At 43.3% G+C, this 25,031-nt stretch carries 21 protein-coding genes and 2 tRNA genes; 8 read left to right on the forward strand and 15 right to left on the reverse strand.

Annotated elements, in window-relative coordinates; all coding sequences use genetic code 11:
- The first annotated feature begins 8 nt into the window (after positions 1-8).
- The 3 genes from HMPREF0868_RS01665 to HMPREF0868_RS01675 all read left to right on the forward strand — a co-directional run bounded on the left by HMPREF0868_RS01665 (position 9) and on the right by HMPREF0868_RS01675 (position 2,971).
- Positions 9-1,568, forward strand: a complete 1,560-nt coding sequence (locus HMPREF0868_RS01665; RefSeq protein WP_012992978.1) for an FGGY-family carbohydrate kinase — start codon at positions 9-11, stop codon at positions 1,566-1,568.
- A gap of 283 nt (positions 1,569-1,851) precedes the next feature.
- Positions 1,852-2,310, forward strand: coding sequence for a MarR family winged helix-turn-helix transcriptional regulator (locus tag HMPREF0868_RS01670; RefSeq protein ID WP_012992979.1), 459 nt, complete (start codon positions 1,852-1,854; stop codon positions 2,308-2,310).
- 373 nt (positions 2,311-2,683) lie between these two features.
- Positions 2,684-2,971 (forward strand): hypothetical protein, encoded by a 288-nt coding sequence (locus HMPREF0868_RS01675; protein ID WP_012992981.1) that lies wholly within the window; start codon positions 2,684-2,686, stop codon positions 2,969-2,971.
- A 30-nt stretch (positions 2,972-3,001) separates the two neighbouring features.
- On the opposite strand, the gene HMPREF0868_RS01680 is transcribed toward HMPREF0868_RS01675, so the two are convergent.
- The 8 genes from HMPREF0868_RS01680 to HMPREF0868_RS01715 all read right to left on the reverse strand — a co-directional run bounded on the left by HMPREF0868_RS01680 (position 3,002) and on the right by HMPREF0868_RS01715 (position 11,933).
- Positions 3,002-6,244 (reverse strand): type I restriction endonuclease subunit R, encoded by a 3,243-nt coding sequence (locus HMPREF0868_RS01680; RefSeq protein ID WP_012992982.1) that lies wholly within the window; start codon positions 6,242-6,244, stop codon positions 3,002-3,004.
- Between the two features lie 22 nt (positions 6,245-6,266).
- Positions 6,267-6,881, reverse strand: a complete 615-nt coding sequence (locus HMPREF0868_RS01685) for a restriction endonuclease subunit S (protein ID WP_034575351.1) — start codon at positions 6,879-6,881, stop codon at positions 6,267-6,269.
- The gene (locus HMPREF0868_RS01690; RefSeq protein ID WP_012992984.1) at positions 6,881-8,182 is read right to left on the reverse strand and encodes a restriction endonuclease subunit S; all 1,302 of its coding nucleotides are present in this window, start codon (positions 8,180-8,182) and stop codon (positions 6,881-6,883) included. Before HMPREF0868_RS01690 ends, HMPREF0868_RS01685 begins: the two co-directional genes overlap by 1 nt.
- Positions 8,179-9,270 (reverse strand): virulence RhuM family protein, encoded by a 1,092-nt coding sequence (locus tag HMPREF0868_RS01695; protein WP_012992985.1) that lies wholly within the window; start codon positions 9,268-9,270, stop codon positions 8,179-8,181. Before HMPREF0868_RS01695 ends, HMPREF0868_RS01690 begins: the two co-directional genes overlap by 4 nt.
- Positions 9,270-10,838 (reverse strand): type I restriction-modification system subunit M, encoded by a 1,569-nt coding sequence (locus HMPREF0868_RS01700; protein WP_012992986.1) that lies wholly within the window; start codon positions 10,836-10,838, stop codon positions 9,270-9,272. Before HMPREF0868_RS01700 ends, HMPREF0868_RS01695 begins: the two co-directional genes overlap by 1 nt.
- A 305-nt stretch (positions 10,839-11,143) precedes the next feature.
- Positions 11,144-11,235 (reverse strand) — tRNA-Ser (locus HMPREF0868_RS01705).
- A gap of 48 nt (positions 11,236-11,283) precedes the next feature.
- Positions 11,284-11,359 (reverse strand) — tRNA-Thr (locus HMPREF0868_RS01710).
- A gap of 196 nt (positions 11,360-11,555) precedes the next feature.
- Positions 11,556-11,933 carry a hypothetical protein gene (locus HMPREF0868_RS01715; RefSeq protein ID WP_012992987.1) on the reverse strand — a complete coding sequence of 126 codons (378 nt, stop codon included), beginning with the start codon at positions 11,931-11,933 and terminating at the stop codon, positions 11,556-11,558.
- Between the two features lies 1 nt (position 11,934).
- On the opposite strand from HMPREF0868_RS01715, the gene HMPREF0868_RS01720 reads away from it, so the two are divergent.
- The 4 genes from HMPREF0868_RS01720 (at position 11,935) to HMPREF0868_RS01735 (ending at position 15,668) form a co-directional block, all read left to right on the forward strand.
- A complete protein-coding gene (locus tag HMPREF0868_RS01720) occupies positions 11,935-12,255 on the forward strand; it encodes a hypothetical protein (RefSeq protein ID WP_157667962.1) in 321 nt (106 codons plus the stop codon).
- Between the two features lie 437 nt (positions 12,256-12,692).
- Positions 12,693-14,087, forward strand: a complete 1,395-nt coding sequence (locus HMPREF0868_RS01725; protein ID WP_012992989.1) for a hypothetical protein — start codon at positions 12,693-12,695, stop codon at positions 14,085-14,087.
- Between the two features lie 123 nt (positions 14,088-14,210).
- Complete coding sequence (locus tag HMPREF0868_RS01730; protein ID WP_012992990.1) at positions 14,211-14,936, forward strand: hypothetical protein; 726 nt, start codon at positions 14,211-14,213, stop codon at positions 14,934-14,936.
- Positions 14,937-15,020: 84 nt separating this feature from the next.
- Positions 15,021-15,668: a phosphatase PAP2 family protein gene (locus tag HMPREF0868_RS01735; RefSeq protein WP_012992991.1), complete on the forward strand. Its 648-nt coding sequence runs from the start codon at positions 15,021-15,023 to the stop codon at positions 15,666-15,668.
- Positions 15,669-15,974: 306 nt separating this feature from the next.
- Here HMPREF0868_RS01735 and trxB read toward each other — a convergent pair whose 3' ends face one another.
- The 7 genes from trxB to HMPREF0868_RS01770 form a co-directional block, all read right to left on the reverse strand.
- Positions 15,975-16,898, reverse strand: a complete 924-nt coding sequence (trxB, locus tag HMPREF0868_RS01740; RefSeq protein WP_012992992.1) for a thioredoxin-disulfide reductase — start codon at positions 16,896-16,898, stop codon at positions 15,975-15,977.
- A gap of 279 nt (positions 16,899-17,177) precedes the next feature.
- On the reverse strand, positions 17,178-18,452 hold the full coding sequence (locus HMPREF0868_RS01745; protein WP_012992993.1) for a hypothetical protein: 1,275 nt from the start codon (positions 18,450-18,452) through the stop codon (positions 17,178-17,180).
- The gene (locus tag HMPREF0868_RS01750; protein ID WP_012992994.1) at positions 18,449-20,059 is read right to left on the reverse strand and encodes a hypothetical protein; all 1,611 of its coding nucleotides are present in this window, start codon (positions 20,057-20,059) and stop codon (positions 18,449-18,451) included. The genes HMPREF0868_RS01745 and HMPREF0868_RS01750 overlap by 4 nt, the downstream gene beginning before the upstream one ends.
- 12 nt (positions 20,060-20,071) lie before the next feature.
- Entirely contained in the window at positions 20,072-20,668 is a 597-nt protein-coding gene (locus HMPREF0868_RS01755; RefSeq protein WP_012992995.1) for a Fur family transcriptional regulator, read from the reverse strand.
- Positions 20,669-20,682: 14 nt separating this feature from the next.
- Positions 20,683-21,540, reverse strand: coding sequence for a metal ABC transporter permease (locus HMPREF0868_RS01760; protein WP_012992996.1), 858 nt, complete (start codon positions 21,538-21,540; stop codon positions 20,683-20,685).
- Entirely contained in the window at positions 21,540-22,514 is a 975-nt protein-coding gene (locus HMPREF0868_RS01765; RefSeq protein WP_012992997.1) for a metal ABC transporter ATP-binding protein, read from the reverse strand. The genes HMPREF0868_RS01760 and HMPREF0868_RS01765 overlap by 1 nt, the downstream gene beginning before the upstream one ends.
- The gene (locus HMPREF0868_RS01770) at positions 22,501-24,105 is read right to left on the reverse strand and encodes a peptide chain release factor 3 (protein ID WP_012992998.1); all 1,605 of its coding nucleotides are present in this window, start codon (positions 24,103-24,105) and stop codon (positions 22,501-22,503) included. Before HMPREF0868_RS01770 ends, HMPREF0868_RS01765 begins: the two co-directional genes overlap by 14 nt.
- 193 nt (positions 24,106-24,298) lie before the next feature.
- Between HMPREF0868_RS01770 and HMPREF0868_RS01775 the strand changes: the two genes are divergently transcribed.
- Complete coding sequence (locus HMPREF0868_RS01775; protein WP_012992999.1) at positions 24,299-24,934, forward strand: hypothetical protein; 636 nt, start codon at positions 24,299-24,301, stop codon at positions 24,932-24,934.
- The last annotated feature ends 97 nt before the right edge of the window (positions 24,935-25,031 follow it).

A 25,031-nucleotide genomic window follows, 5' to 3' on the forward strand; every position in this document is an offset into this window, starting at 1 on the left:
GGTGTAGGGTGGATTTACCTCAGGTTTTGGTTTTTGATATAGGTACGCAAAGTACCCGAGCGATGCTGATTAATTCATGCGGCGAGGTTTGTGGGAAGGTGCAAGAGAATCATCATCCCGTTTACGACTCTTTGTACCCGGAGTGGGCAGAAAAAGATCCGCTCTTTTACTACCGAAATATGATTACCTGCGCCCAAAAATTGGCGAAGGAAAAAGCGGATCTGTGGCCGAAGATTCAGGCGATTACTGTGACAGCCATCAGAGATACTGTTGTATGCGTCGACAAAAACGGCCAGCCGTTGCGACCGGCAATTTTGTGGATGGACAAACGAAAATTTACCGATCTGCCCAAGCTCAATCCAGCATCGCGCTTGATATTCAAAACGTTGGGAATTGAACAGACCGTGAACACCCATTTTCAGCGTTCCGCCTGCAATTGGATCATGATCAATCAACCGGAAATATGGGCCAAAACCGATAAATTTCTCCTGTTAAGCGGCTTTTTGAATTACCAACTTACCGGAAAAATGAACGACGCGGTGGCAAGCACCGTGGGTCACGTCCCTTTTGATGTCAAAACCCGTAGCTGGCAAAGTAAATGGGCTTTGACTAGGCCGGTTTTTGATGTCCCAGCCGAAAAATTGTGCGATTTGGTTGAAACTTGTGGCAAACTCGGTGGATTGCGCTCGGAAGTGGCAGAATTATTGAACTTACCCTCCGGCACGCCTGTATTAGCTTCTGGCTCCGATAAAGCCTGCGAAACAATTGGCCTTGGCTGTGTTGACAGCACTTCGGCGGCGATAAGTTTCGGAACTACGGCGAGCATTACAACTATCAGTGATAAGTACATTGAGCCGGCACGTTTCATCCCGCCCTTCCCGGCTTTACGACCGGGCTATTATTCCCCAGAAATAGAAATTTTCCGCGGGTATTGGCTAGTTTCCTGGTTCAAACGCGAGTTCGCCGAAAAAGAGATGCTGCAGGCGGTAAAACTCGGTTGCACGGCGGAAGAACTGCTAAACCGTCGTCTACAAGAAATTCCTCCCGGCTGCGACGGCCTCATACTGCAGCCATATTTTGCGCCGAATGTTAACATGCCGGTTGCTAAAGGTGCTATAATAGGGTTCTCTTCAGTTCATACACGCATTCACATTTACCGAGCCATTATAGAGGGAATAAATTTTGCTTTGATCGACGGCATGCATACTTTGGAAAAACGCGGAAATTTAAAGTTTGAGCGTCTGATGCTTGGTGGCGGTGGATCGCAAAGTGCCGAGATTTGCCAAATTACAGCCAATATGTTTGGTTTGCCTGCCGTGCGCACCCAAACCTTTGAGGTTTCCGGCATCGGGGCGGCCATGGCTGCTATGATCGGACTTGGTGTGTACAAAGATTTCCCTGCGGCCGGACGAGCGATGGCCAAAATAAAAGATATATTCGAGCCTGATCCCGAGCAGACGGCAATATACGCACGCTTGATGCATGAAATATATGATGAGATTTATCCACGCTTGGCACCATTGTATCAACGCCTTACGGAGATGAATTTAACCACAAAAAAGGACTAAGGAAAGGGGAAGGGTAGCAATGCACAATTTACGGAACAAAAGGACTGAATGCAGTGCCAGGTCGCGGGCGATCGGGCAAAGAATAAGCATCTGCATCAATGGCTGCACGGTATTGTCCGGATGAATTATGATTTAAAAGGTGAATTATGATTCGAAAACAGATTTAATTTGCAACTATAACTGTTGCTAACAAGATAGTGTTAGGCGACGGGAATTGACGAACCCTATCTTTTAAATGTAATATATATTATCTGATAAATAACATCGTCGATGGAGGCATCAAATGAAAAATAAAATTTATAATGAACAATATATATCGCGCATGGTTTTTGCCTTGGCTCATGAGCTTAGGTGCTATATGATTAAGCGTTCCAAGAATTTCGTTCACAGCAACACCCAGAGTCGCGTGTTACATTTCATTTTGGCTCAGACCGAGCCAATTTACCAACGTGACATCGAGAAAGAATTTTCGATGCGCCCGTCCACGGCAAGTGAACTTTTGAAAAAAATGCAGCATGATGAGCTTATTCGCCGCGAGTATATCGAGGAGGACAATCGCAAAAAGAAAATCATCCTTTTGCCGAAAGCTCTGAAATACAAGGACGAAGTCGATAAGGACTTATCTGCTTTGGAAGCTTCCTTGGCGCAAGGCCTTACCTCGGACGAGATTAACGAATTCAGGCGTATTTCCCGCAAGATCTGGAGCAACATGGAGGAAGTGCGGGCAAAGATGGGCATTTGATGTAGCCCGAGCTCGATAGTTTAGTCTGAACTTTGGGATATACGGGGGCGATCCGGTTAGGGTTGCCCCGTTTTATTTAATGAAAATTCTCCCATAACCGAATTTGCCATGGTGAGGTGCCATAGAAGGTGAGTGGGCGAAAGTTGGGGAATATCCTTAACTAAAGATAAAGTATACGATTGTTTAGGCGTAGAACCGCCCTTTTTAAGGATAATAGATGATACGGAAGAAGACTACTTATATCCGTTGGAGAAATTCCGGCGCTTAGATGGATCGGCGATTAGTTCCGGTGAACTATAAAAATGTGCAGGGGGACAGGCAGCTAGAGAACAACAAATATGGGATGAGCAAAAAAAAGACTGGGTGAAACTTAATGAAAAAAATTAGGTCTTTATTGGAACTTATGCAAAAGAATATAGAAAACGGTTACAAATCGGAGCATGCATTTTCGACTTTAATTGAAGACTATATACACGATAATTTCTGGCAAATTAACGAAGAAAATGAAGATGTTGCAACTTATCTTAATGATGATGTTTTAGACATTTGTGAGCAAACTGAACTCGGGCTTGAAGGGACACAATTTAGGACGGAGGTTGTTGAGGCATACCATAAATTATTAAAAATGGCTGAAATGATTGGCGAAGCCGGTGCCCGTTAATGCAGAAGGCCTTACTCGTTTTCTTAGCATTTACTCAACATCTTTCTTTATCCCATGAGTTGCGGAATCTTCTGCAACCATAGGAACAGGCTGTTGAGCCATCGCATCGTCGTAAGTAAAAAACTTTGGCTTTTCAGTAGTGAATGAACCTCCAACCCCGGAGAACTTCTCAAAGAATAATTTCAGTTTGTCGATGACACCTTGTTTCTTAACGGCTCTGTTTCTGCCACCGAAACGAGATACAGGAGGCATAAGCTTATCAATATCTGTACCTGTGGTTTTAATTTCACCGTCACGGAATGCATTCTCAAGGAATTTTCTTGTTTCAGGTTGTTTCAGCTTTTCTTCTTTGATAATCTGAACAAGTTCCTCTTCACGCTTTTCAGCTACATAATCATGCCATTCTGTCATAACATCTTCAACATCATTTATTTCAGCAATAAATGTTTCAATAAGAGCCTTCTTGCTACGAAGTTCAGGACTTGCATCAATAGCTTTTTTGATTGTGACAAGGACTTCCTTATCTTCACAGTGACTATCATGGTATTTCTTAACGAGCATAAGGATATAATCGATATTGATTTCAATCTGCTTGATAAGTTCAACCTCAAAGACAATATCATCAATAATATCTGTGCTTTCACCTTTCTTGCGTTTTTCATTCCATTCATCACGCAAGTCCTGATATCTGCAAAGGTAATCCTGTAAATCACGCTCAGTTATCATTCCTTTGCCGGCGAATTCATCAAATGCAGACAAAAGGTTTCTCATACGCAGGATTGCACCAAATAGGGAGATAAAGTCCTTCTGATTCTGCTCGCCTATAATTTGTGGCTCTGAAAGTGGAAATTTTGATGTAAGGTCATCCATCATATCTATATATCCCGGATACAACTTGCCATCAATATCTTCATAGCCATAGTAGTAATCTTTGAAGCCCTTCATCAGGACAATACCCCCTGCATTCTTATCACCAAAAAGTGAAATAGCAGTATCAACACATTTCTGAAGATTTCTAAAGCAGACAATGTTGCCAAATGTCTTAATCGAGTTAAGGATGCGGTTTGTTCTTGAAAATGCTTGAATGAGTCCATGCATCTTCAAATTCTTATCAACCCATAATGTATTCAAGGTTGTGGCATCAAAGCCTGTAAGGAACATATTTACAACGATTAGTAAATCAAGTTCCTTGTTCTTCATACGAAGGGAAACGTCTTTATAATAGTTCTGGAATTTGTCGCTATCTGTAGAGTAGTTCGTATGGAACATTTCGTTATAATCTTTGATAGCAGCCTCAAGGAAATCCCTTGAAGACGAGTCAAGTGCAGATGTATCTTCTGAATTTTCCTCATCAAGAATACCGCTTGTACATTCATCATATTCAGCTTCGTTTGCACCATAGCTATAGATAGTAGCAATACGGAGTTTTTTGGTAGGGTCAGCCTCCATTTGTTTTTTGAATTCCTGATAATACAATTTTGCCATCGGAACAGAGGCAACGGCAAAGATAGAGTTAAATCCACTTACTCGTTGTTTCTGCTTGATTTCTTCTACCGCACCATTCTTGCCGGAAGCAACTTCAGAAATGTTTGTAAGGGTGTTATAGATATAAGTCTTATCACCACGATAGGTTTTTCTATCAAAGTTATTAAGGATATATTCCGTAACAAGCTTGATTCTTTCAGGTGCCATCATAGCCTTTTCACGGGCAATATCCCACACCTGCTCATCATCAATATCTTTACCCATATCCATTGTCTTTACATAATCAACTCTGAACGGAAGTACATTCTTATCATTGATAGCATCGACAATAGTATATGTATGGAGCTGGTCACCGAAAGTCTGCTCGGTTGTAAAGAACTGTGGCTTACGGACACTTCCTGTATTAGTCGGGAAAATTGGTGTTCCTGTAAAGCCGAACAGATGATATTTCTTAAAGCTTTTTACAATGGCAGCGTGCATATCACCAAACTGACTTCTATGGCATTCGTCAAAGATAATAACCACGTGCTTATTATATACTTCGTGTTCTTTATTTTTTTTGATGAATGTTGCAAGTTTCTGAATAGTTGTAATGATAATGTGAGCATTACTATCATCTAACTGCTTTTTCAAAATAGCAGTAGAGGTATTGCTGTTTGCTGCACCTTTTTCAAAACGATCATATTCCTTCATTGTCTGGTAGTCCAAATCTTTACGGTCAACTACGAACAACACCTTATCGATATAAGGAAGAAATGAAGCTTGTCTTGCAGTTTTGAATGATGTAAGGGTCTTACCTGAACCTGTTGTATGCCAGATGTAACCACCACCTGCAACATCACCATATTTTTTGTAGTTATTGGCAATCTCGATACGATTCAAGATACGCTCTGTAGCCGTAATCTGATATGGGCGCATTACCATAAGCATATTTTCTGATGTGAAAATGCAGTACTTGGCAATGATATTTAAAATCGTATGTTTTGCAAAGAATGTTCTTGTAAAGTCAATCAGATCAGGAATGACACGATTGTTTGCATCTGCCCAGAAGGAAGTAAATTCAAAACTATTACTTGTTTTACCTCTCTTAGCAGTAGCTATAGCATTAATATCCTTGATAGCGTTAAAACGTGTGCTGTTGGAATAGTATTTTGTATTTGTTCCGTTTGAGATAACGAAAATCTGTGTGTATTCAAACAGACCGCTTCCAGCCCAGAACGAATTACGCTGATATCTGTTAATCTGATTGAATGCCTCACGAATAGCCACACCTCGGCGTTTTAGTTCTATATGAACAAGTGGCAAACCATTCACAAGGATCGTAACATCATAGCGATTGTCGTGCTTTGCACCTTCGGCAGTACCAATAACATACTGATTGATGACCTGAAGAAAGTTGTTATGAATGTTCTTCTTATCAATAAGCGTGATATTCTTTGTGCTTCCATCATCACGCTTTAACACCTGAATATTATCTTCCTGAATCTTACGGGTCTTTTCCACAATTCCTTCATTCCGGTTGGCAATGGAATCTTTGAAAAATCTATCCCATTCCGTTTCAGAGAAATGGTAACTATTCAGTTTCTCAAGCTGAGTACGAAGATTGGCAAGCAAATCTTTTTCATGATGTATTGTAAGATATTCGTATCCCTGATCACAAAGCATGCGGATAAATTCTTTTTCCAATGCTGCTTCAGACTGATAATTGCCGGCACGTGTTTTTACCGGCTCATATTCTGTAACAACTGTATTTTCTGTTGTCTGTGCAACAATATTGAAATATGGCACAGTATCCGCCTCCTTTACTTAATTACTCAAAACTGAGTAATTTATCTCTGTAATATTCATATTGTTTTCGTCTTGCCTCAATCTCGGCAGGAAGACCTCGACTTAAGTCATTGCAGAGCGCGTCGAATCGGTCGAGGATAGATACAATGCGTTCCTGATCCGCTAAGGACGGGAGTGGAATTACGATATCATTTAATGCATTTGGTGTTACTTCAATAACCTTTGTTCCATGTGCTAAACGTTTCTTCTGAGCAAAGAACATTGCTGTATGAAAATAGTATGACAGATACTTTGCATTCTGATTATGATGAATAATAGCAGTGTGACCACTGACTGCAATATTCTCATTCCCAAGCCATGCAGTGCATTTGCAAACATCTTCTACGTTTTCACTTGTAACAGCCATAACGATATCATTTTTAACTGCCATCTTTGATTTTTTTGCCACGTCTTCACTAATATATTTTAAGGGTTCAGTTGCATAAATACCAAAGTGTGTATACATTTGACCATAATGCATGCAAGGAACTCCTGTGTCTATAAAGTCTTTCTTTTGGAAGTTACCACCTCGTGTGATCGTGGCAATATCAGAAAGTTTTACAAAAACAACACCAAATACATATTGACAAAGCTTGATTAGCGCATCACGCTTGTCTGTCTGTCTGTCTGTCTGTCTGTCTGTCTGTCTGTCTGTCTGTCTGTCTGTCTGTCTGTCTGTCTGTCTGTCTGTCTGTCAAGGATTATCTTGCCTGTTGCTGCGTATGTCAAGAGTGCATCACGATAATATTCGTATTGTTTTTGCCGTGCTGCAATCTCAGCCGGGAGACCGATGTTGAGGTCAGAGCAGATGGCGTCGAAGTTATCAAGAACATTGGCAATTCTATCCTGTACTGTTCTTGTCGGAACAGGGACTTTCACTTCATTCAATCTTGCAACAGATAGACCAGGTTGAGCTCCTGCGGTTTTGTACTGATTCAAATCAGCATTAACAAGCAGGTGATACAAAAATCTGCTGTTGAAAAAGCCCTTATCTGTGACCACAACTGCGTGCTCTGTGGCATAATAGGAACCAGTCGCAAAACAAACATTTCCACACAGAGCTCCTTGTCGTCCAACAATCGGCTTGTCACCTGATTCATTGGATGTGCTTACGTAGCCCCTTAGACCATTTGCCCCATAGCACGGAATAGAATTTTCTACTGTTTGAGTGTCAGAAATCAGGTATGCAGAAATTGCTTTACCAGATTGAAGATTGCAAACCTCGCCCAATGTCCTCCATACAACATCACTTATCGCCTCCCCTCGGGCATCGAAAGTCAACAGCATATCTCTATAATATTCATACTGTTTCTTGCGAGCTGTAAGCTCCGCTGTAAGCTCCGCTGTAAGCTCCGCTGTAAGCTCCGTGAAATTGTCCAAAATACGGACAATTTCACGTTGTACCTCCAGAGGAGGTACGGGGATCTTAAAACTCTTGAATTTATTCAAATCAACCGCAGGAAGTGTACTTCCACCTTTGGTGTTATTTTTACACATTTCATCTATTATAAAGGCACAATGAAATAAGTATCGAATTTCTATAGCATCAATATATTCATCATTAATATGAATGTGTGTGAGCTGCTGATTACATACAAATGGCACCTTTATGAGAGCATGTTCACCAACGGTTGCAGTCGTAGCAAAAATAAGAGAGTTAGCTGGAAATACAGAACCTCTCACTCCTAATGAGGTAATATGCTGAACCGCATCATCCAATTCACGGCCATTCTGACGAATATCTTCCATACGAAACCAAGGGATATCTCCATCTTCCCAAAACTCATTATTTTTCTTTGATGGTGTATATCCATTTTGAACTACACATATTTCGTCAATTCTTTTATATTCCACCCCATCAGGACACAATTCCTGAATTAATTCACCTAATCTGCTCATTTTTCCCCATTATCCTTCCCGGTTTCTTTTGCAATCGTTTCCGGCAGGCCCTGCGATGCATCCTCCAACAATATCCTGTCGAAGTCGCTTTGATACAACCGATCCTGTACGATGCGGTATTTTTCAAATTCGCTCAGAGCATGACTTTTTGCCAGCTCTGCGGATATTTTCCCGGCATCCTGCAATACATCTCTATCCCAAACCTTCAAAAAACCATTCAGCCGTTCTTCCCAATCCGCCATTGTCATCGGGATGTGACGCTCTGCCTGTGCTTCTGCAAAATCCAGATATGCCGAAACTAAGCGTCCCAACTGGAAAAGCTCCTTTTCGGTCAAATAATTTTTCGCTACCACAACATCATAGGCATGAATTTTACTTTTGGGCGAACCGTCCCATGTGGTAAGCCCCATGTGTTCCTTTTCCACATTTGCTCGGTTGTAGACAACCTCTGCTGCCGTTTGCCCGTGAACACTGTAATGCAATTTATTTTGTACCGCCGAAAAAAAGCGTTTTGTAGTCGCTGCGGTAGGGTCGTAATCCAAAGCTGTGGCATAAATGTCGGTAATTTTCTGATAAAATTTTCGTTCTGAAAGACGAATCTCACGGATTTTTTCCAGCTGCTTTTCAAAATATTCTTTTGTCAGCACCGTTCCGCTGTTTTTCAGACGGTCATCGTCCATAACCCAACCCTGAATGGTATAATCTTTTACAATTTGGTTTGCCCATTTCCTAAACTGCACAGCCTGCTCGTTATTCACCTTGAAGCCAACTGAAATAATCATTTGCAGATTATAATGATTTACTTCACGGGCAACCTGACGGGAACCTTCCGTTTGAACTATCCGATATTTTCGGATAGTTGCTGATTGCTCCAATTCTGAATCGGAATATATTTTTTTAATATGGTCATTGATGGTTCGCACATCCACATCATATAAAGTAGCCATCATTTTTTGCGTCAGCCAGATATTTTCATCTTCGTAACGCATCTCTATGCTCTTTTCGTCTGCGCCTGTGGAGGCAACAAATGTCAGATATTCCGCAGCGGAGGAACGAAGGATGTTGATTTCACGCCTGTCCTTTTTCATCATCCCACCTCGATTTCTCCAATGATTTTATCAATCTCATCACGAAGGACCTGCTCACGAGCAACGATTTCTTTAATCTCGGCATTAAGTTTTACAATATCAATCTTTTCTCTCGTATCCTCAGCTTCGACATAGGTTGACACCGAAAGGTTGTAATCATTTTCTGCAATCTCATCATATGTAGCAAGATGTGAAAAATGCTCGATTTCTCGACGGTTAGCAAAGCAGTCAACAATCTTATCCATGTTTTTCCGGGTGAGCTTATTGTTATTTGTGACTTTAATGCATTCATTTGTCGCATCAATGAATAAAGTCTTATTGTCTTCTTTACCTTTCTTAAGCACCATAATGCAGGTTGCTATTGATGTACCGAAGAAAAGATTAGAAGGTAACTGGATAATACAGTCAACATAGTTGTTATCAATCAGATATTTACGGATTTTCTGTTCAGCACCACCACGGTACATAATACCTGGAAAGCATACAATTGCAGCCGTTCCATTTGACGCAAGCCAGGAAAGACTGTGCATAATGAAAGCTAAGTCTGCTTTACTCTTTGGAGCAAGAACACCTGCAGGTGCAAAACGAGGGTCATTGATAAGTAATGGATTATCATCACCGGCCCATTTAATAGAATATGGGGGATTTGAAACAATCAGTTCAAATGGCTCATCATCCCAATGTGCAGGTGCAATAAGTGTATCTTCACAAGCAATATTGAATTTATCAAAGCCGATATCATGTAGGAACATGTTGATACGGCAAAGGTTGTAGGTTGTGATATTGATTTCCTGTCCATAGAAACCATTACGAATCTTATCTCTGCCAAGTACTTTTTCTGCCTTTAAAAGCAGCGAACCTGAACCACAGGCAGGGTCATAAACCTTATTAATTTCAGTTTTACCAACTGTACCAATTCTTGTAAGAAGTTCTGATACATCAGCAGGAGTAAAGAACTCACCACCTGATTTACCGGCATTTGATGCATACATTGTCATGAGGTATTCATAAGCATCACCGAATGCATCAATATCGTGGTTCTTAACATCCCCAATATTCATATCAGCCACACCATCAAGAAGCTTGCAGAGCTTTTCGTTTCTCTTTGCTACTGTAGAGCCAAGCTTATTACTGTTTACATCAAAGTCATCAAAAAGACCTGCAAAATCAGATTCAGACTCACTTCCTTTTGCTGACTCTTCAATATGACGGAATACCTTCTCCAGTGTTTCATTAAGATTCTCATCACCTTTAGCTTTTGCTTTAACATTGCAGAAAAGTTCTGAGGGAAGGATAAAGAAGCCTTTTTCTTCAACAAGACTCTGTCTTGCTTCTTCCGCATCATCGTCAGACATCTGTGCGTAATCGAATTCAGTATTGCCGGCTTCAATTTCACCTGCGTTAATATAGTTAGTAATGTTTTCAGAAATATATCTATAGAACATAGTGCCAAGCACATAGTTTTTAAAGTCCCAGCCATCTACTGCACCACGAAGTTCATCAGCAATTGCCCATATAGCACGGTGAAGTTCGTCACGTTCCTGTTCTTTTTTAGTGTCTAGGGTCATTATATTATTCATCCTTAATTTCTTCTGAACAGATCATTTTATTCATATCCTAATGTATCCGTTTCAGTGATATAGCATAATCATAGCATAAATTCATGTTTTTTTATTTCCTGCAGCTATTTTATATAGTCGCAGGAGATTTTTTCTAAAAGCGTCAGATTACACCATTTTTTATATAAAGATCTCAAACGGGAGGTACAAAAACGGTACAAAAAAATTGCGGGGAGCATAAAAGCTAGTGTAAAATTCCTATATCATTTGTATAAAACAAAGCAACCACTGCAATATGCAGTGGTTGCGACGTTTGGCGGAGATGTGGGGATTTGAACCCCAGCGCCGGCATAACCGACCTACCGGATTTCGAATCCGGACCCTTCAGCCACTTGGGTACATCTCCAAGCGCGTGACTAAAAATTGAGGGCTACCTTGCAGCAGCCCTCGGAACTGGAGCCTTTTACCGGATTCGAACCGGTGACCTCATCCTTACCATGGATGCGCTCTACCTACTGAGCTAAAAAGGCGATACAACGTGTACTATTAAAGCAAAAAAAAACTGAACTGTCAAGGCCTCAGAATGTAACTGTCGCTAATCTTTGATAGTTTTGTCCATGAAGGCAATCGGCTTTTACACTCCCATGGCTAAAGCAAGCGGTTTTACGAGACACTGGATAAAGAAAAGTATTTTACCAAATTACGTGCCTAATATATCAAGCTGTGCTACTTAAATAATAGCGTATCGTGCGCAATAATTACGGTAAGGACAATTACCAGCATGCCAAGGGCGACTGGGATAACGGAAACAGTTAAGCTATGATCGGCCTGCTTAGCGGCAACCGACGCCACAGCGGCGGCTTCATTTTTGTAATCAGAAATTTTAGCCTCGGAAATGATTGTATCGCTTGGCTCAGCGTAAGAAGAAAAAGAAGAACTGAGCGGCGGTAATGTATCGGCTTCCGAGTCTTGGGCGGCTGCATCAGTAAGTGAAAAATTTTCTCCGCCGGATGGCAAAGGTGATCCGTAAGTTTTATTGGCACAGCCGGAACCACTTAGTTTATTGATTAAATCAACTGTTGCATTGTCGTTCAGGTCAATCATTTTGTCTGTTCGGCTTTGTTCAGATAAGGGTGGAGATGATATCTTGGGCGCAGAGGTGGTCGCTTCCGTACTGGTAGCGGAGGTGTTTGGCTTCGTGCCGGCAGGGGAGGACGACGGGAAGTTTTTACGAATTGGTAGACTAGCGTGGCTTGAGCTTGCGACCTTGGGGGTTAAATGGCTTGGCGGCTGTTTTTTTACCTTGGATTTTACTCTGCGACCTGAGGATACTTTAGCAGGGGCTTTTTTACTGCGTTTCAGCTTTTTTTCGACAGCGAAAATTACCGGTCGGATTTCCGAAAATGTCTGCGAAGATGTATGGTAAGAAGTTTGCGAAGAAGAAAAATCATAATGCACATTGTTTCTTGTTTGGCGTTGAATTATTGGCCAAATATGCCAAGAAATTGGTGTAAAGGCAAAGAAAATATTGATGATCACGGCAGTTAGTAAGGCTATAAGAGTCAGCTGTAGCGTGGGCAAGAGATGTCGGAGGGTTGGAGTTGAATTTTTGGTGTTGTTCATATTCTAAGTCACTTTCGGTCGTTGGATTTTGCTTTAAGTATAGCGGTGGGTAGGCGGCTAGCAGGCGACAAAAAGGAACAATTTTCGCTAGAAGGCGACAGGTCGAATTTTGTGCTTCCGATCGAATACGAGAAAATTGTCTAGGCAATAATGTTTTTTCTCTTGCTCTTGCTCTTGTTTGGGCAACTTTGCTATACTTAAGAAAATACTGTATTTGAAATAATACACGTGGAGGATTTTATGAAAAGGATGTACCGGTCAATAGCGGTGACGGTTCTGGCGGCACTGATGGCTCTGCCGATGGTGGTTAGGGCGGAAGATACTAGGAAAAAAATAACAAAAATATATGTAGAAGGACTTTCTTCCCAGCAAGACGTAAAATTATATGTTGGTGAAAAGCCTTCAGATGTATTGGAGAGATACGGAAAATATACATTTAAGGCTGAATTGCCGGATAGCTCTGAAAAGCCTGTTGTAGAACTTCGAAGTGTAAAATTTTATACCGATGCTAGTATGATAAACGAATCTCAGGAAGAAGCTGTGTGGCCATTCAAAAAATCTGCGAACGGTTTGGAATATGATGCTGGTAAACAAAATTTTCGGGTAGGATTTGAACTCGTTCTTGCTAACAAAGATTTATATGAAAATTATCAATTCGACAATCCAAAACTATTTTTTGGCCAAAATGCTGTGGATGGTTTGGAGTCAACGCTTACATCTCGCGATGGACAAAATAAATTAATAGATAGAGCATTTTTCCCATTTAAATGTGATGTCTATCGTAAAGTGAAATTTGAAAATTTTGCCTTAGGAAATACAAAACCTGTAACATTTGCTCTTGTCGGAGCAGCAGATGGTACTTTTAAAGATGAAATGGAACTGGAAGTAAAGTTGTCTAACGATCAAACGGTAGATTCCTTACTCAGGAAAAAAGGAGATACTACTAGAGTAACTGCGAAGGTTGAATACAAATATGAATCAAATTTGTATAAAAAACCTACTTTCTGGCACAGTGCAGGTCACGGCAATTTGGAGCCAGTCAATACTGCCAAAGTAAATGTAATGACTTATGGACTACTTAATCCTAACCCAAAGGAAAATGTTCTTTTGATTCTAGCCCGTTGTGCTAAATTAAATGAAAATATGCCCCTCATAAAAGCCCAAAACGTAACTTTAGATTATGGTGAAAAAATAACTGCTGAGAAACTTATCAAGAAGGCCATCACCTTATTGACTAAGGATTTTAATGGGGAAATTTCGAAAGACGAATCAGAACTAACCAATGTAAAGGCTTATGTAACTTTTCCGGGTGAGGTTGAACATGAATTTGCCCCATCCGACATCGATAAGGTAAAAGAAGATGGCATAGACATAACCTACAGGTACAAAGCGGCCGAAAGTACAGCCAAATTGTTTGTTAAAAAGCCCCAACCGAAACCGCCCGTTCCGGCTCCTCAACCGCCAGTTCCTGCTCCGCAGCCCAAACAGCAAGAAAAGACCGGCAATGCCTATTTTGATCTCGGCCGCTACAATCTACCTACATGCCCCGATAGCAAAAACAACCAGTGCGCTAAGGCCGGAAGTGGCGCAAAAAAAGATGATGTCCCGAACACCGCGGCAGCTGCAATCAACTAACATAGCTAAACCTCTCGAATAAATGCGAAGAATCTTGGACCGGTAACGGTTAATTGACGCAAATTAAATAACCAACTATAATTGTAGCATTCAGGTTCAGTCCTTAATCAGAAAGGTGACGCTATGGCAATACGTGAAGGCCGCTGCCCCAATTGCGGCTCAATAATAAATGTTGAAACGGAGAAAGACAATCATTGTGTATTTTGCTGGGCTAAAGTAGATCCGGCTAAGGCAATATCATTGGCGGAAGATGTTGGCGACTATGTTTTCCCAAATGAAAAATTTGATCCACCGGCTGAAAGTGCCAAGTCAGCGGCTTTGTCTGCCTACCGTAACGGCGTACAACACGGCGCGAAACAGCGCAGGACAACTTCAGATCAACCCGTAGCTAAGAAACCCAAAGAGCAACGCTTGAGTGCCGCTGAACAAGTCGCCAAACTCAACGAAAGTTTTGCTATGCCGGAACTCAAGGTTAATAAACGGGTACTCGTTACCGCTTTGTCAGTTGTTGCAATTGTAGTTGTGGCGATAGTTGCATGGGCCGTTCCTTCGGTGCACAGTCGCAATATCCACCGAACGGAAATTATCAACAAAATTCAGCCGGATAAGAATGCGTTGGCAGATATAGCGTTACAAGGTATGCATAATACTAAGTTGATAGCTGTTGACCAAGGCAGTGGTGATGCTAAAAAGGCTGAGGCCATTTTAAAGGCTTATACTGAAGCCTATACCGCGGCCTATAAGCTGGATAAAGAGCCGACAAACTTGGAGTTGCAATATTTTTCAAAAACCAAGTCCTTTGTTGCCAATCGTAAAAGCGGTACGGTCAAAGTTAGTGAACTGAAGTGAATATATAGTTAAAAATCGGTTGGAGGTAATCTTATCGACAAACTTACTAAGTTCAAGTTATATTTTAGCGTTCGTAAAGAAAGAGTGCTGGTAACTGCGCTCTTTTTATTATTGTTGGTTTCTTATGCCCTGATTAACCGATATAACAGTACGGCCGGGCGTGATCTTGCTGTGCTCAAGTGGGGGGTGGACGATTTGACTCCATTTTGCCCTTACATGATATATTTTTATGTGTCTTGGTATTTGCAACTGGCTTTGCTCGCTTGGCACATATGGTGTAACCCGACAGCTAAGGCTACACATCATTTCAAATTGATGGTCGGAATAAGTAGCTTGGGCATGGCACTCGCCCAAGTAATATTCATTGTTTATCCTACTTGGTGCTCACGGGAAAATGTCGACTTGTCCGGGGTTGATCCTCTGACGGTTCTGATTTTTAATCGTCTGCATTCGGCTGACGCACCGACCAACTGTTGGCCAAGCTCACACGTATTAATATCTGCTTTGTTTGCTTTTTATTACACCTACTATTTGGTATCAACCCGTTTATACGGGCGTGGCAAAACTGTCGTTTTATGCGTCTTGGTGTGGATTTGGTCAATTGGTATTTGGCTGTCAACCGTTTTCATTAAACAACATTTTTGGCCGGATGTGGTCGGTGGCTTGGTCATCGCCGGGCTGGTAATATTGTTTGAACGTTTGTATCAATGTAGAAGATCGCGCAGGATCTAGCATAATGTCCTATAAAATATAAAAATGAGAAGCCGATTCCGCTTCTTCTCGCAATGCATGTAGCAACGCATGTAGCACATTTTGTGTCGAAATATAGCAACATTAGCAACGCTGCAAATTGTGCAGCATGGCAAAATTGCCGACACAAAATGGCAAGAAAGCTGAACGGGCTTCCCATTTAATTGAAAACCTAGTGGTCAAACTACGAAGGCGATGGCGGCTAAAGCCCCTAAAGCACCCAAAACAGCCAAAGCAGTGAAACCTAAGGTCTGTGCCTGAGCCTGAGCCTGAGCCTGAGCGGTTTACTTAGGCTTGCCAGGTTTGAACATAGGCATTAGCTGACTGGGCGGCAATTGCCCCGTCTCCGCCGGCAGTTACTATTTGGCGCAAAACCGTATTACGACAGTCGCCGGCACTGAAAATACCGGGAATATCAGTACTCATATCCGGCTTGGCAACGACAAATCCGGCCTTGTTAAGTACGTCAGCCTTTATGTACGAGGTGACAGGAGAAAGGCCGACGAAGGGGAATACGCCGTCGGTCGGCAAAGTCATCGTATCGCCGGTAACGCTGTCGGCAAAAAGAACCCCGGTAACCTGCATACCGTTACCTAAAATTTCCTGCGGTTTTTTATTGTAAATAACTTTGATTTTCGGATTATCCATCGCTTGTTGAACCGGGACGGCATCAGCTCGGGCGACATCACGCCGCAAAACGATGTAGACCTGTTTGGCGAATTTGGTAAGATAAACGGCTTCTTCAAAGGCAGAATTACCACCGCCGATAACCGTAACGGTTTTGTTCCTGAAAAAAGCCCCGTCACATACAGCGCAATAGGAAACGCCCATTCCGGCATAATCGGCCTCGCCTTTTATTCCGAGATGACGTTCGGTTGATCCGGTAGCCAAAATAATTGCTTTGCTGTGATAAACCTTACCTTCACTGTCAACTGCCACGACGAGATTGCCTTCCTTGTGTACATCGGTAATCTGGGCGTTTACCTGCTCCGCGCCGAAACGGAAAGCATGTTCAGTCATTTTTTCGGCCAACTCAGGGCCGGTGGTAGGCATCGAGCCGGGCCAGTTTTCGACATCCGAAGTACTCAGCATTTTGCCACCCGGGACCCCAGCTTCAAAAACCAAGGTTTTTAATCCGGCTCGTCCGGCATATAGAGCGGCCGTTAATCCGGCAGGCCCTGCCCCAACTATAATAACATCAAATAAGTTCATAATGTAAATAAATCTGCCTAAAGGCAGCTCCTTTCAGTAATCTATCTCCTACATCCTAGCCGAAATTAGACAGTATTAATGTAACCAATGTTCGGATTTGCCGTATTTACAGAAAGTTCAAGAGTTGGCGAGAAGGCACCTGCTGGTGGGAGAACTCAGTGTACATCTCCGGGGGCACATTTCCGGCCGGGTGTATTCGAGCTACGGCTCTAAAAGACATGCGGTAATATATTGCATAGCAACAACTATTTCTGAACCGGTCTGACTACGCGGTCACACCTATTCAGGAGAAATGGGGGATTTGCCCTCACTGCCTGAAAGCAGGTGGAGCATGGAATGAGTGGTTTTGATCATAGAAGGGGTTATGTCTAAGCGTAAAGCCGGCTCATTCGGCTGTTCGGCGAGAGAAAGCCAGGGCTTCAGACCCGGCAACTCAAATCCCGGCCGGCCGAGGTCGGCTTGCTCCACGCCGGAAGCCAAAATCGCTTCGACGGCAGCATTGGTGTAATAATAGATTGATTGACGTATTTGACGATTATCGACCAAAATAAATCCATTAAAACGCAGAGCTATAATGTCCGGAGCGATGCCGGCAATATCCAGAATTTGTAAAAAATGCGGTTGATAAAATGCCCATTTATTTTGATCGTTGGCGCAGTGCGCTGCCAAAGCCAAAGAAATTGCCAGACGCTTAAAATAGGTGTGGGTGTCTTTATTGACAGCTCCCCATAATTTGCTTTCTGCACCAAGAATTGGCACCTGTTTAAAAATAGCTTCGGCAACAGCTTGCTTTTGCGATTCGGCCAGTTCTTGGGCATAGCGGATTCGCCTAAGAATATTCTCCGCCAAACTGCATTGAATATTCGGAAGCAACGCCGCCAAACATTCCCGCCCCTGATAAAGATTGCTAATTTCGCATTCACGGAAATACTCGGTCAGGAGAGCCAACCATAGTACCGAATCACTTTGTAAGGCCAACTCACGCCGTTTGGAATCGAGTTCAGCTGCCGGCAATTCGTTTAAAAAATCTGCTAACGAATTGAAAAATTCAGTTTCATCCAAACTGTTGATTGCCGCATCGATTATAGCATTAGTTGCCTCGCTTTTAATAAACATTTTATTTTGACGCAATTTCGTACAGAGCAGGCGGAAAGCTTTGAGCATGTAATCGTGGGGAAAGCAAGATTGCAACATTTGCCAAGCTAGCGCATACAATTTCAGCCCGGGGCGTTGATCAATAACCAAAAATAGGCGGTTGAGAATATTTTCATCCAAGGCGATTATAATCCCCGGGAAAACACAGGTTAACTTGGCCATAGGCAGATGATCTATCCACTGCAACAAGTGGTCGGCCTTGCAGTTGCGCAATTCCAATAAAAATTGTTTCACCTGATAAGGCTGTAAGCGCTGCAATTCTTCAACCGGCAAGGGCAGATGACGATTGGTAACGTTGACCTGATTTTGCAGAAGATGTGGCTTATATAGGGCCGGAATTACCGCTTTAATCGACTCTTGTTGGCTATGCTGAGTGGAAACGGAAAAGTCTGGTCTCAATTTTCCTTATCCTCCGACTTGTTTTGCCGCGCATAATCGGTAATATCTCGTATTTCTTCGACAGTATTGGTTAAATGGGCGGTAATGTTGCTAACATCGCTATCCATAGTTGCAATGACTTCATTCACTCCGCTCACAACGGCTGTATTGAATTCCTTCACGGTAGTGGTCAGCTGAGAGTTCATGGTTTCCAGCTGTTGGTTGATTATTTTGGCTTGATTTGCCAAATCTCGGCTGCCGTCCAGCATGCTTTCGCTGAGTTTATGATATTCTTCAAGGGCTTTGTTTTGATTGTTAATCATTGATTTAATGCTTTGACGGGTGTTGGAGTTTTCTGCTTTTATATCGGAGGTAAGCTGGGACATGCTTTGAGCAAATCCGGCTACCTGCTGTCCTAAGTTTCCGACTAAGGTCACCAAGCTGTTGGCTGAGCCGGCTTGCAGTTCACTTAGCTGTCGGCTGCTGAGTCCCAAGTTGGCTTGAGCTTCAGCCATTTGTTTTAAGTATACTAGGGTTTGCTGATTGTATTCGGTCAAAGAATTCAAGTGCTGCTGAAAAGTAGCATCCAACGCGTCCGTTGCCTGGCGATGTGTATCCAAAAGCTGTAAGGCCTGAGCTAATTCGCCTTTAGTACCGTTTAATTGCTGTAAGTAGCCGTCTACTTCACGGAAAAACACTTCCATATGACGGGCAATCATTTCGGTCAACTGCCCGGTGAATTTTTCGGCCATGTCACGTAGCCCGGCCTCTTGTTTGGCGGATACGGCTTGAGCTAAATCGCCTAAAATTTGTTGTGAAGCCGCGATATGCGGGACAACCCCTTGCTGCATGGTTTTTTCGATCGAGGCACTAACTGCGTTAACCATATCTTGCGTGAACAAAGCATTTACAGCGTTGGTAAGTTTTGCAACGGAACTGTCCATTTTACGGTCATATTGCATGAAAGCATCAATTAAAACGGCGGAGCCGGCCAGATCACTGAAAATAGGCAGTCGTAATGAAGCCGTTTCCGCAAATTTTTTCATCGCGCCGTCCAAATCTTTGCGGGCATTGGCACTGCGGTAGTAAATGAGAAAGAAAAATACCGTTGCGGTTAAGGCGGGGAGCAGCGTGAATGGTTGAACCGGCCGGAGGGCATCGCTGCCGATAGCTAAGGTCGTAATCAGCGAAAAAGCGGTGACAAAGAGGCCGAAAGTTAGGATCTTATATGCGCGATCGGCTTCCAGCAGGCGATATTGCGATTGGGTCAGCAAGCGTTCGCGATTAATATATTTATGCAAATCTGTCGTCCATTTGCCGTGAAAAAGTTTGTTGCTGTCACGCTCAAACTCGGCAAAAGTTTCGGTTAGTTTCGGAAAGTTTTCTTCGTTGACCAAGCCGGTCAATAAGGCAAGATTGCTGATTTGGCAGCCGTCCAGTTTGCCGGTGCGATATTCACAATGATTTAAAGCTGCGATAATAACTGTCGCCAAGTGCTTGATTCGTCCTAAAGTCGCAAAGCCGATTATAACCGGAATTACTGCGACTAAAGCCAATACAAAGATTAAAATGAAAGCTAGATAAGATGAAAACAAGCTTTGGCTGATTCCAATTTCCATTATGGACATATTTTCCTCCAATTATTTGTTATAGGGACGGTTGATATGATTGTGAGTGCCTGAAGGTTTTCGCTCCGGCGGCGTATGTTTCGAAAGGTCAGAATGCGCATCGAAAGAATGTGTATCGCAAGAATGCGCATCGTCAGAATGCGTTGCCGCAGAAACTTCATCCGCGGAATTTGCGTTCGATTTACAACTTGAACACAATCCGTAAATTTCCACTCGATGATTAGTCACTTGAAATCCGGTTTCACCTAATTCGTCCTTTATCTCATGGATAGGACAAGCCGGCAACGGTGTTATTTTGTGACACCCGAGGCATACGGCAAAATGGCTGTCTGCATTAGCCTCATGCATGATATACGCTCCATGCTCAGAGGACGGAATCTCCATACGGGTGACCAATTTCGCTTCGAGCAGCAAATCGAGGGTGCGATATATGGTGGAGGGCCAATAGGGCTTGGCGGTTCCTGATTGCTTGGCATTCAACATATCGGTAATTTCCTGAGCCGTTAGCGGCGATTTACTTTGACGCAGCAAAAGCAAAATCGACTCACGTTGTCTGGAAAATTTTAATCCTGCCTGGTTTAGTAAAGTTCGTATTGACTGAATAGACATGCTGACCTCCTAATCTACGGTATATCTTTGATAAGGCCGTGTAAAGAATGTCGGTGATGAAATAACTTTTTGCCGACAATTACGATTACAAGTCCGGCGACGCTGATTAAAACGATACTGGCCCCGGGTTTTAAATCCAAATAAAATGACGTGATCAGACCGGCAACCGTGTACAGAACACTGAGCCCCATCGATATAAACAGGGTAGAACGATAGCTCCGCGCTAGCTGAAGTGCGGTGGCCACCGGAATTATCAGAAGTGAAGAAATAACCAAAGATCCGACTGTACGCGAAGCGATAGCAATGGTCAAGGCGGTCAAAACAGTAAACATGCGGTTGATTGCAGATACGGGTAAACCAGCCAAAAATGCCCCTTCTTCATCGAAGGTTATATAGAAAAGTTCCTTGTAAAAAAGCAGGCTGAGCAGGAGAACGGCTGCTCCGATTACGATAATAAGCTTGAATTCAAAGTCATCAATGGCAACGATACTGCCGAATAGAAAACTGTTAAAATTGGCAACTCCGGTAACAAAGCCGGAAAGGTTACCCGCTAAGCCGATACCGGCCGACATGACAATCGCTATGGAAAGTTCAGAATACTTGTGAAAGGCTTTGCGCAGATATTCGATGGCGAAGGCCGCCGTTACGGCACTGCCCATTGCTCCCAAAATTGGGTTAAAACCGGCTATAAGGCCGATCGTTACGCCGGCAAGGGACGTATGAGCCAAGGCATCGCCTACCATGGATAAACGCCGTAGGACGATAACCAAACCGATACATGTTGAAAGCAAGGCGACAGTTATGCCGACAATGAAGGCGCGCACCATGAAAGGATAGGCTAAAATTTCCGGTAACCAAGCGGACAGATACATTAGGTTGACTCCTTTTTATTTACTTTGGCTGCGGCGGCATCTGAGGCAGCTGTCACAGCTGCGCCGGCTGAAGTGTCTGCGGCATCTGAGGCGGCCGTCACAGCTGCGCCGGCTGTACAATCACAATTATTGTGGTGGTGATGCCGGTCACAAATATCACAATGCACGGTCGAGCCGATTCCGGCCCAGGCGGGATTGAGATGACTGTGCGCCAAAACCTCATAACCGTATAACCGGCTGAGAAAATCAGCGGCCAGCGGTTCCGCCGTGTCGTGCTCAAAAAAGCCATCGGCACCCATGCAAAGCAAGCGTTCCGTGTGAACCGTTACGGCACCGATATCGTGTGATACCAAAACGATTCCAACTCCGGCTTTTTGATTAAGCATATTTAATAACTGGTATATTTCACCTTCGCTCTTCGCGTCAATCCCCACCGTTGGTTCATCGAGAAAAATAAGTTTGGGCTCATTTACCAAAACGCGGGCCAAAAAAACCCTTTGCTGCTGCCCGCCGCTGAGATTGCCGATTAGCTGCCGGCGATAATCTTGCATGCCGACCAATTCCAGAGCTTCCTTCACGCGTTGACGATGCACTGCTTTGGGACGACGCAGCAGGCCGATTTTGCTCCATAAGTTGGCCATGACGACTTCTTCTACCGTCCCCGGAAAAGCACTGTTAAACGAGGCCGCTTTTTGCGAGATATACCCGATTTGACTGCGGGAACGGCTTTCCCAATTTTCCTTGCCGAAACGAATTATTTTTCCTTCAGTAGGTGTTTCCAAGCCCAAAATCAATTTTACCAAGGTGGATTTACCGGAACCGTTGGCCCCGATTAAACCGACGAACTCATTGGCATAAATGTCGAGATTAAGATGACGAAAAACTGGCTTTTCCCCGTAGCTAAAACCTAAATCACGAATTTGGATTACGGGTTCGCCTTTCCGTTTTATAGGATTGACGTCAGTTGCGGTCATTAATTTCCTCCAAAGCTAAAGCCTCATTTCGTTGTAAGGCCCAGTCTATGGCCCAGGGCGACTCAAACAAAATAACCGGTTGTTCTAAATAATCAAGTACGATCATGCTGGTGCTGGTGATATTCCAAGTGTCAAGCGGCGGCAGAGTGTGCCCGGTTTTGGGAACAGCCCAACGTGCCAGACGATAGTTTAGCGTCTCGCGGCGAATGTCCACTTTGTATTCATTTTTTAAGCGATGCTCCAAAATGTCGAACTGAAGCATTCCGACCACCCCAACGATAAAAGTTTCGGTTCCGATCGCTGGTTGCCTGTAGATTTGCACGGCACCTTCCTGCGCCAGTTGCTCCATGCCTTTCAAAAATTGCTTGCGCTTCAATGAATCTTTCGGGGCAATGCGGGCAAAATGTTCAGGCGGGAAACTCGGTATGGCCTGGAATTTGATCGGCTTGTTGCCGGAATAGATGGTGTCTCCAATACGAAAATTACCTGGATCAAAAACTCCGATGATATCGCCGGCATAAGCTTCACTGACTGCCGTCCGTTCTTGCGCCATAAGCTGCTGCGGTGCTGTCAGACGGATCGGTTTGCCGGTGCGTGCCAGCTTGACCTCCAAATCGGGGGTATATCGGCCGGAACAAAGTCGTATGAATGCCATCCGGTCACGATGATCAGGATTCATATTAGCTTGAATTTTAAATACGAAACCGGTTAGCTGTTCGTCGGTGGCGGCAATGACCCGATCAATCGCCTGTCGCTCGCCCGGCGGGGTGGCCATACGCAAAAATTCCCGCAAAAATGGTTCTACGCCGAAGTTAGTAATTGCTGAACCGAAGAAAAGCGGGGTCAGCTCACCTTTACGCACTCGGTCTAAATCGAGGCTATCGCCGGCGATATCCAGCAACTCAATATCTTCCTTAAGTTTAGCTAGATGCTCAGGGGTTATAATCGAACGGCAGGTTTCATCCTTCAATGACAAGGTGGAATTTGTAACCTTGCTTGCGCCGTGATCTCCTTTGGCATTGAACAGTTCGACTGTTTCATTCAGGCGATTGTAAACCCCTTGAAAATCACCGTCCGTGCCGATTGGCCAGTTAATAGGGATGGAGAAGATGCCGAGAACCTTTTCAAGCTCATCCATCAACTCAAAAGGGGATTTAGCCGCGCGATCCATCTTATTGACAAACGTAAATATAGGAATTCCGCGCAGACGACATACCTGAAAAAGTTTAATGGTTTGCGGTTCGACACCTTTGGCTCCATCTATCAGCATGACGGCCGCATCAGCAGCGCATAGAGTGCGATAAGTGTCCTCAGAGAAATCTTGATGCCCGGGGGTATCAAGTATGTTTATATTGTAACCGTTGTACGAAAATTGCATAACGGAAGAAGTTACCGAAATTCCCCGCTGTTTTTCAATTTCCATCCAGTCGGAAGTGGCATGCCGATTGGCTTTGCGCGCTTTAACGCTGCCGGCCAAATGAATTGCTCCGCCATAGAGCAACAATTTCTCCGTCAGAGTAGTTTTACCGGCATCAGGGTGGGAAATAATGGCGAAGGTGCGACGCTTTGCCACGGCATCTTTTAGTTGCATATATACCTCATAATTAAAATAAATATCTCATTGCTAAATCAAAGTTTCAGCTGTATATTATACCATATAGATACCGTTTGGGATAACACATACCTCGTTTATTGTCACGTTTGACAATTAGATGAGGGGAACTGTCGAAACTTACGAAACTTTAAAACTGCACACGATTCGAGGTGCTAAATGGAGGGAAACCATGGAAAATAATTTAGGTAATGATACAGGAAGATCCAACACTTCAACTGATCAGTTTAACGGCGTGAATACCGTAGTTGGTGCCGACTCGCAATTCAATAAAGCTGGCAACTGCTATGACAATAATACCGCCAAGGTTTGTTTGACCATTGGCTCGATTTACCAATTGGTTGTCGGAGTGTTAGGAGTAGTTGTTGTTTTAATCGGGTCGCTTGGTGCAATTTATTTGCGTTCTATAAGCGAATTTGACGAGATCGAAAAATATCTGCCGGGAGATGTGATTGGTCGCGTATTTCAAAGTGAGAAATTTCAGCCGTCTGCTGGAGCAGCTTTTACCAATATTATAAGTTGGATAATTTTCTGCTTCGTCGGATTGCTGTTCGTTCTGACGATTTTCCGCCTTTGGTTCGGTATCCAAGGTCTGCGGCGGCGTGTTGGAAATAAAGGCAGAACAATGGTTATGGTATTCGGTATCATACTGTGCGTGTTTTCTGTGATTAATCTGCTACGGATTAGCTTTGGAGCCGGTTTTGTAATTGTAGATCTTGCATTTAATGTTGTTTATTTGATCGGAGCCGTCATACAGTACAATGCGTACAAGAACAAGCGTAGAAATATTACTATAACTGTAGAATAGTGCTGGGCGTTGGAAATTAGCGTTACGTGCGTTCTGCGTCGGCTTGGGTATCTTTTAATCTGCGCTTGAAAATGTTAGAATAAAAAATACTTTGCAA

It is taken from the genome of Mageeibacillus indolicus UPII9-5 (genome assembly GCF_000025225.2).
Lineage (GTDB): Bacteria > Bacillota > Clostridia > Saccharofermentanales > Fastidiosipilaceae > Mageeibacillus > Mageeibacillus indolicus.

What these genes read in the sequence shown, in the direction of transcription:
- HMPREF0868_RS01755 (WP_012992995.1), bottom strand. Translation starts at nt 20,668, where the DNA reads ATGTCTATTCAGTCAATACGAACTTTACTAAACCAGGCAGGATTAAAA.
- HMPREF0868_RS01730 (WP_012992990.1), top strand. Translation starts at nt 14,211, where the DNA reads ATGGCAATACGTGAAGGCCGCTGCCCCAATTGCGGCTCAATAATAAAT.
- HMPREF0868_RS01675 (WP_012992981.1), top strand. Translation starts at nt 2,684, where the DNA reads ATGAAAAAAATTAGGTCTTTATTGGAACTTATGCAAAAGAATATAGAA.
- HMPREF0868_RS01775 (WP_012992999.1), top strand. Translation starts at nt 24,299, where the DNA reads ATGGAAAATAATTTAGGTAATGATACAGGAAGATCCAACACTTCAACT.
- HMPREF0868_RS01725 (WP_012992989.1), top strand. Translation starts at nt 12,693, where the DNA reads ATGAAAAGGATGTACCGGTCAATAGCGGTGACGGTTCTGGCGGCACTG.
- HMPREF0868_RS01760 (WP_012992996.1), bottom strand. Translation starts at nt 21,540, where the DNA reads ATGTATCTGTCCGCTTGGTTACCGGAAATTTTAGCCTATCCTTTCATG.
- HMPREF0868_RS01715 (WP_012992987.1), bottom strand. Translation starts at nt 11,933, where the DNA reads ATGATTGACCTGAACGACAATGCAACAGTTGATTTAATCAATAAACTA.
- trxB (WP_012992992.1), bottom strand. Translation starts at nt 16,898, where the DNA reads ATGAACTTATTTGATGTTATTATAGTTGGGGCAGGGCCTGCCGGATTA.
- HMPREF0868_RS01695 (WP_012992985.1), bottom strand. Translation starts at nt 9,270, where the DNA reads ATGAAAAAGGACAGGCGTGAAATCAACATCCTTCGTTCCTCCGCTGCG.
- HMPREF0868_RS01690 (WP_012992984.1), bottom strand. Translation starts at nt 8,182, where the DNA reads ATGAGCAGATTAGGTGAATTAATTCAGGAATTGTGTCCTGATGGGGTG.
- HMPREF0868_RS01765 (WP_012992997.1), bottom strand. Translation starts at nt 22,514, where the DNA reads ATGACCGCAACTGACGTCAATCCTATAAAACGGAAAGGCGAACCCGTA.
- HMPREF0868_RS01670 (WP_012992979.1), top strand. Translation starts at nt 1,852, where the DNA reads ATGAAAAATAAAATTTATAATGAACAATATATATCGCGCATGGTTTTT.
- HMPREF0868_RS01770 (WP_012992998.1), bottom strand. Translation starts at nt 24,105, where the DNA reads ATGCAACTAAAAGATGCCGTGGCAAAGCGTCGCACCTTCGCCATTATT.
- HMPREF0868_RS01750 (WP_012992994.1), bottom strand. Translation starts at nt 20,059, where the DNA reads ATGTCCATAATGGAAATTGGAATCAGCCAAAGCTTGTTTTCATCTTAT.
- HMPREF0868_RS01700 (WP_012992986.1), bottom strand. Translation starts at nt 10,838, where the DNA reads ATGACCCTAGACACTAAAAAAGAACAGGAACGTGACGAACTTCACCGT.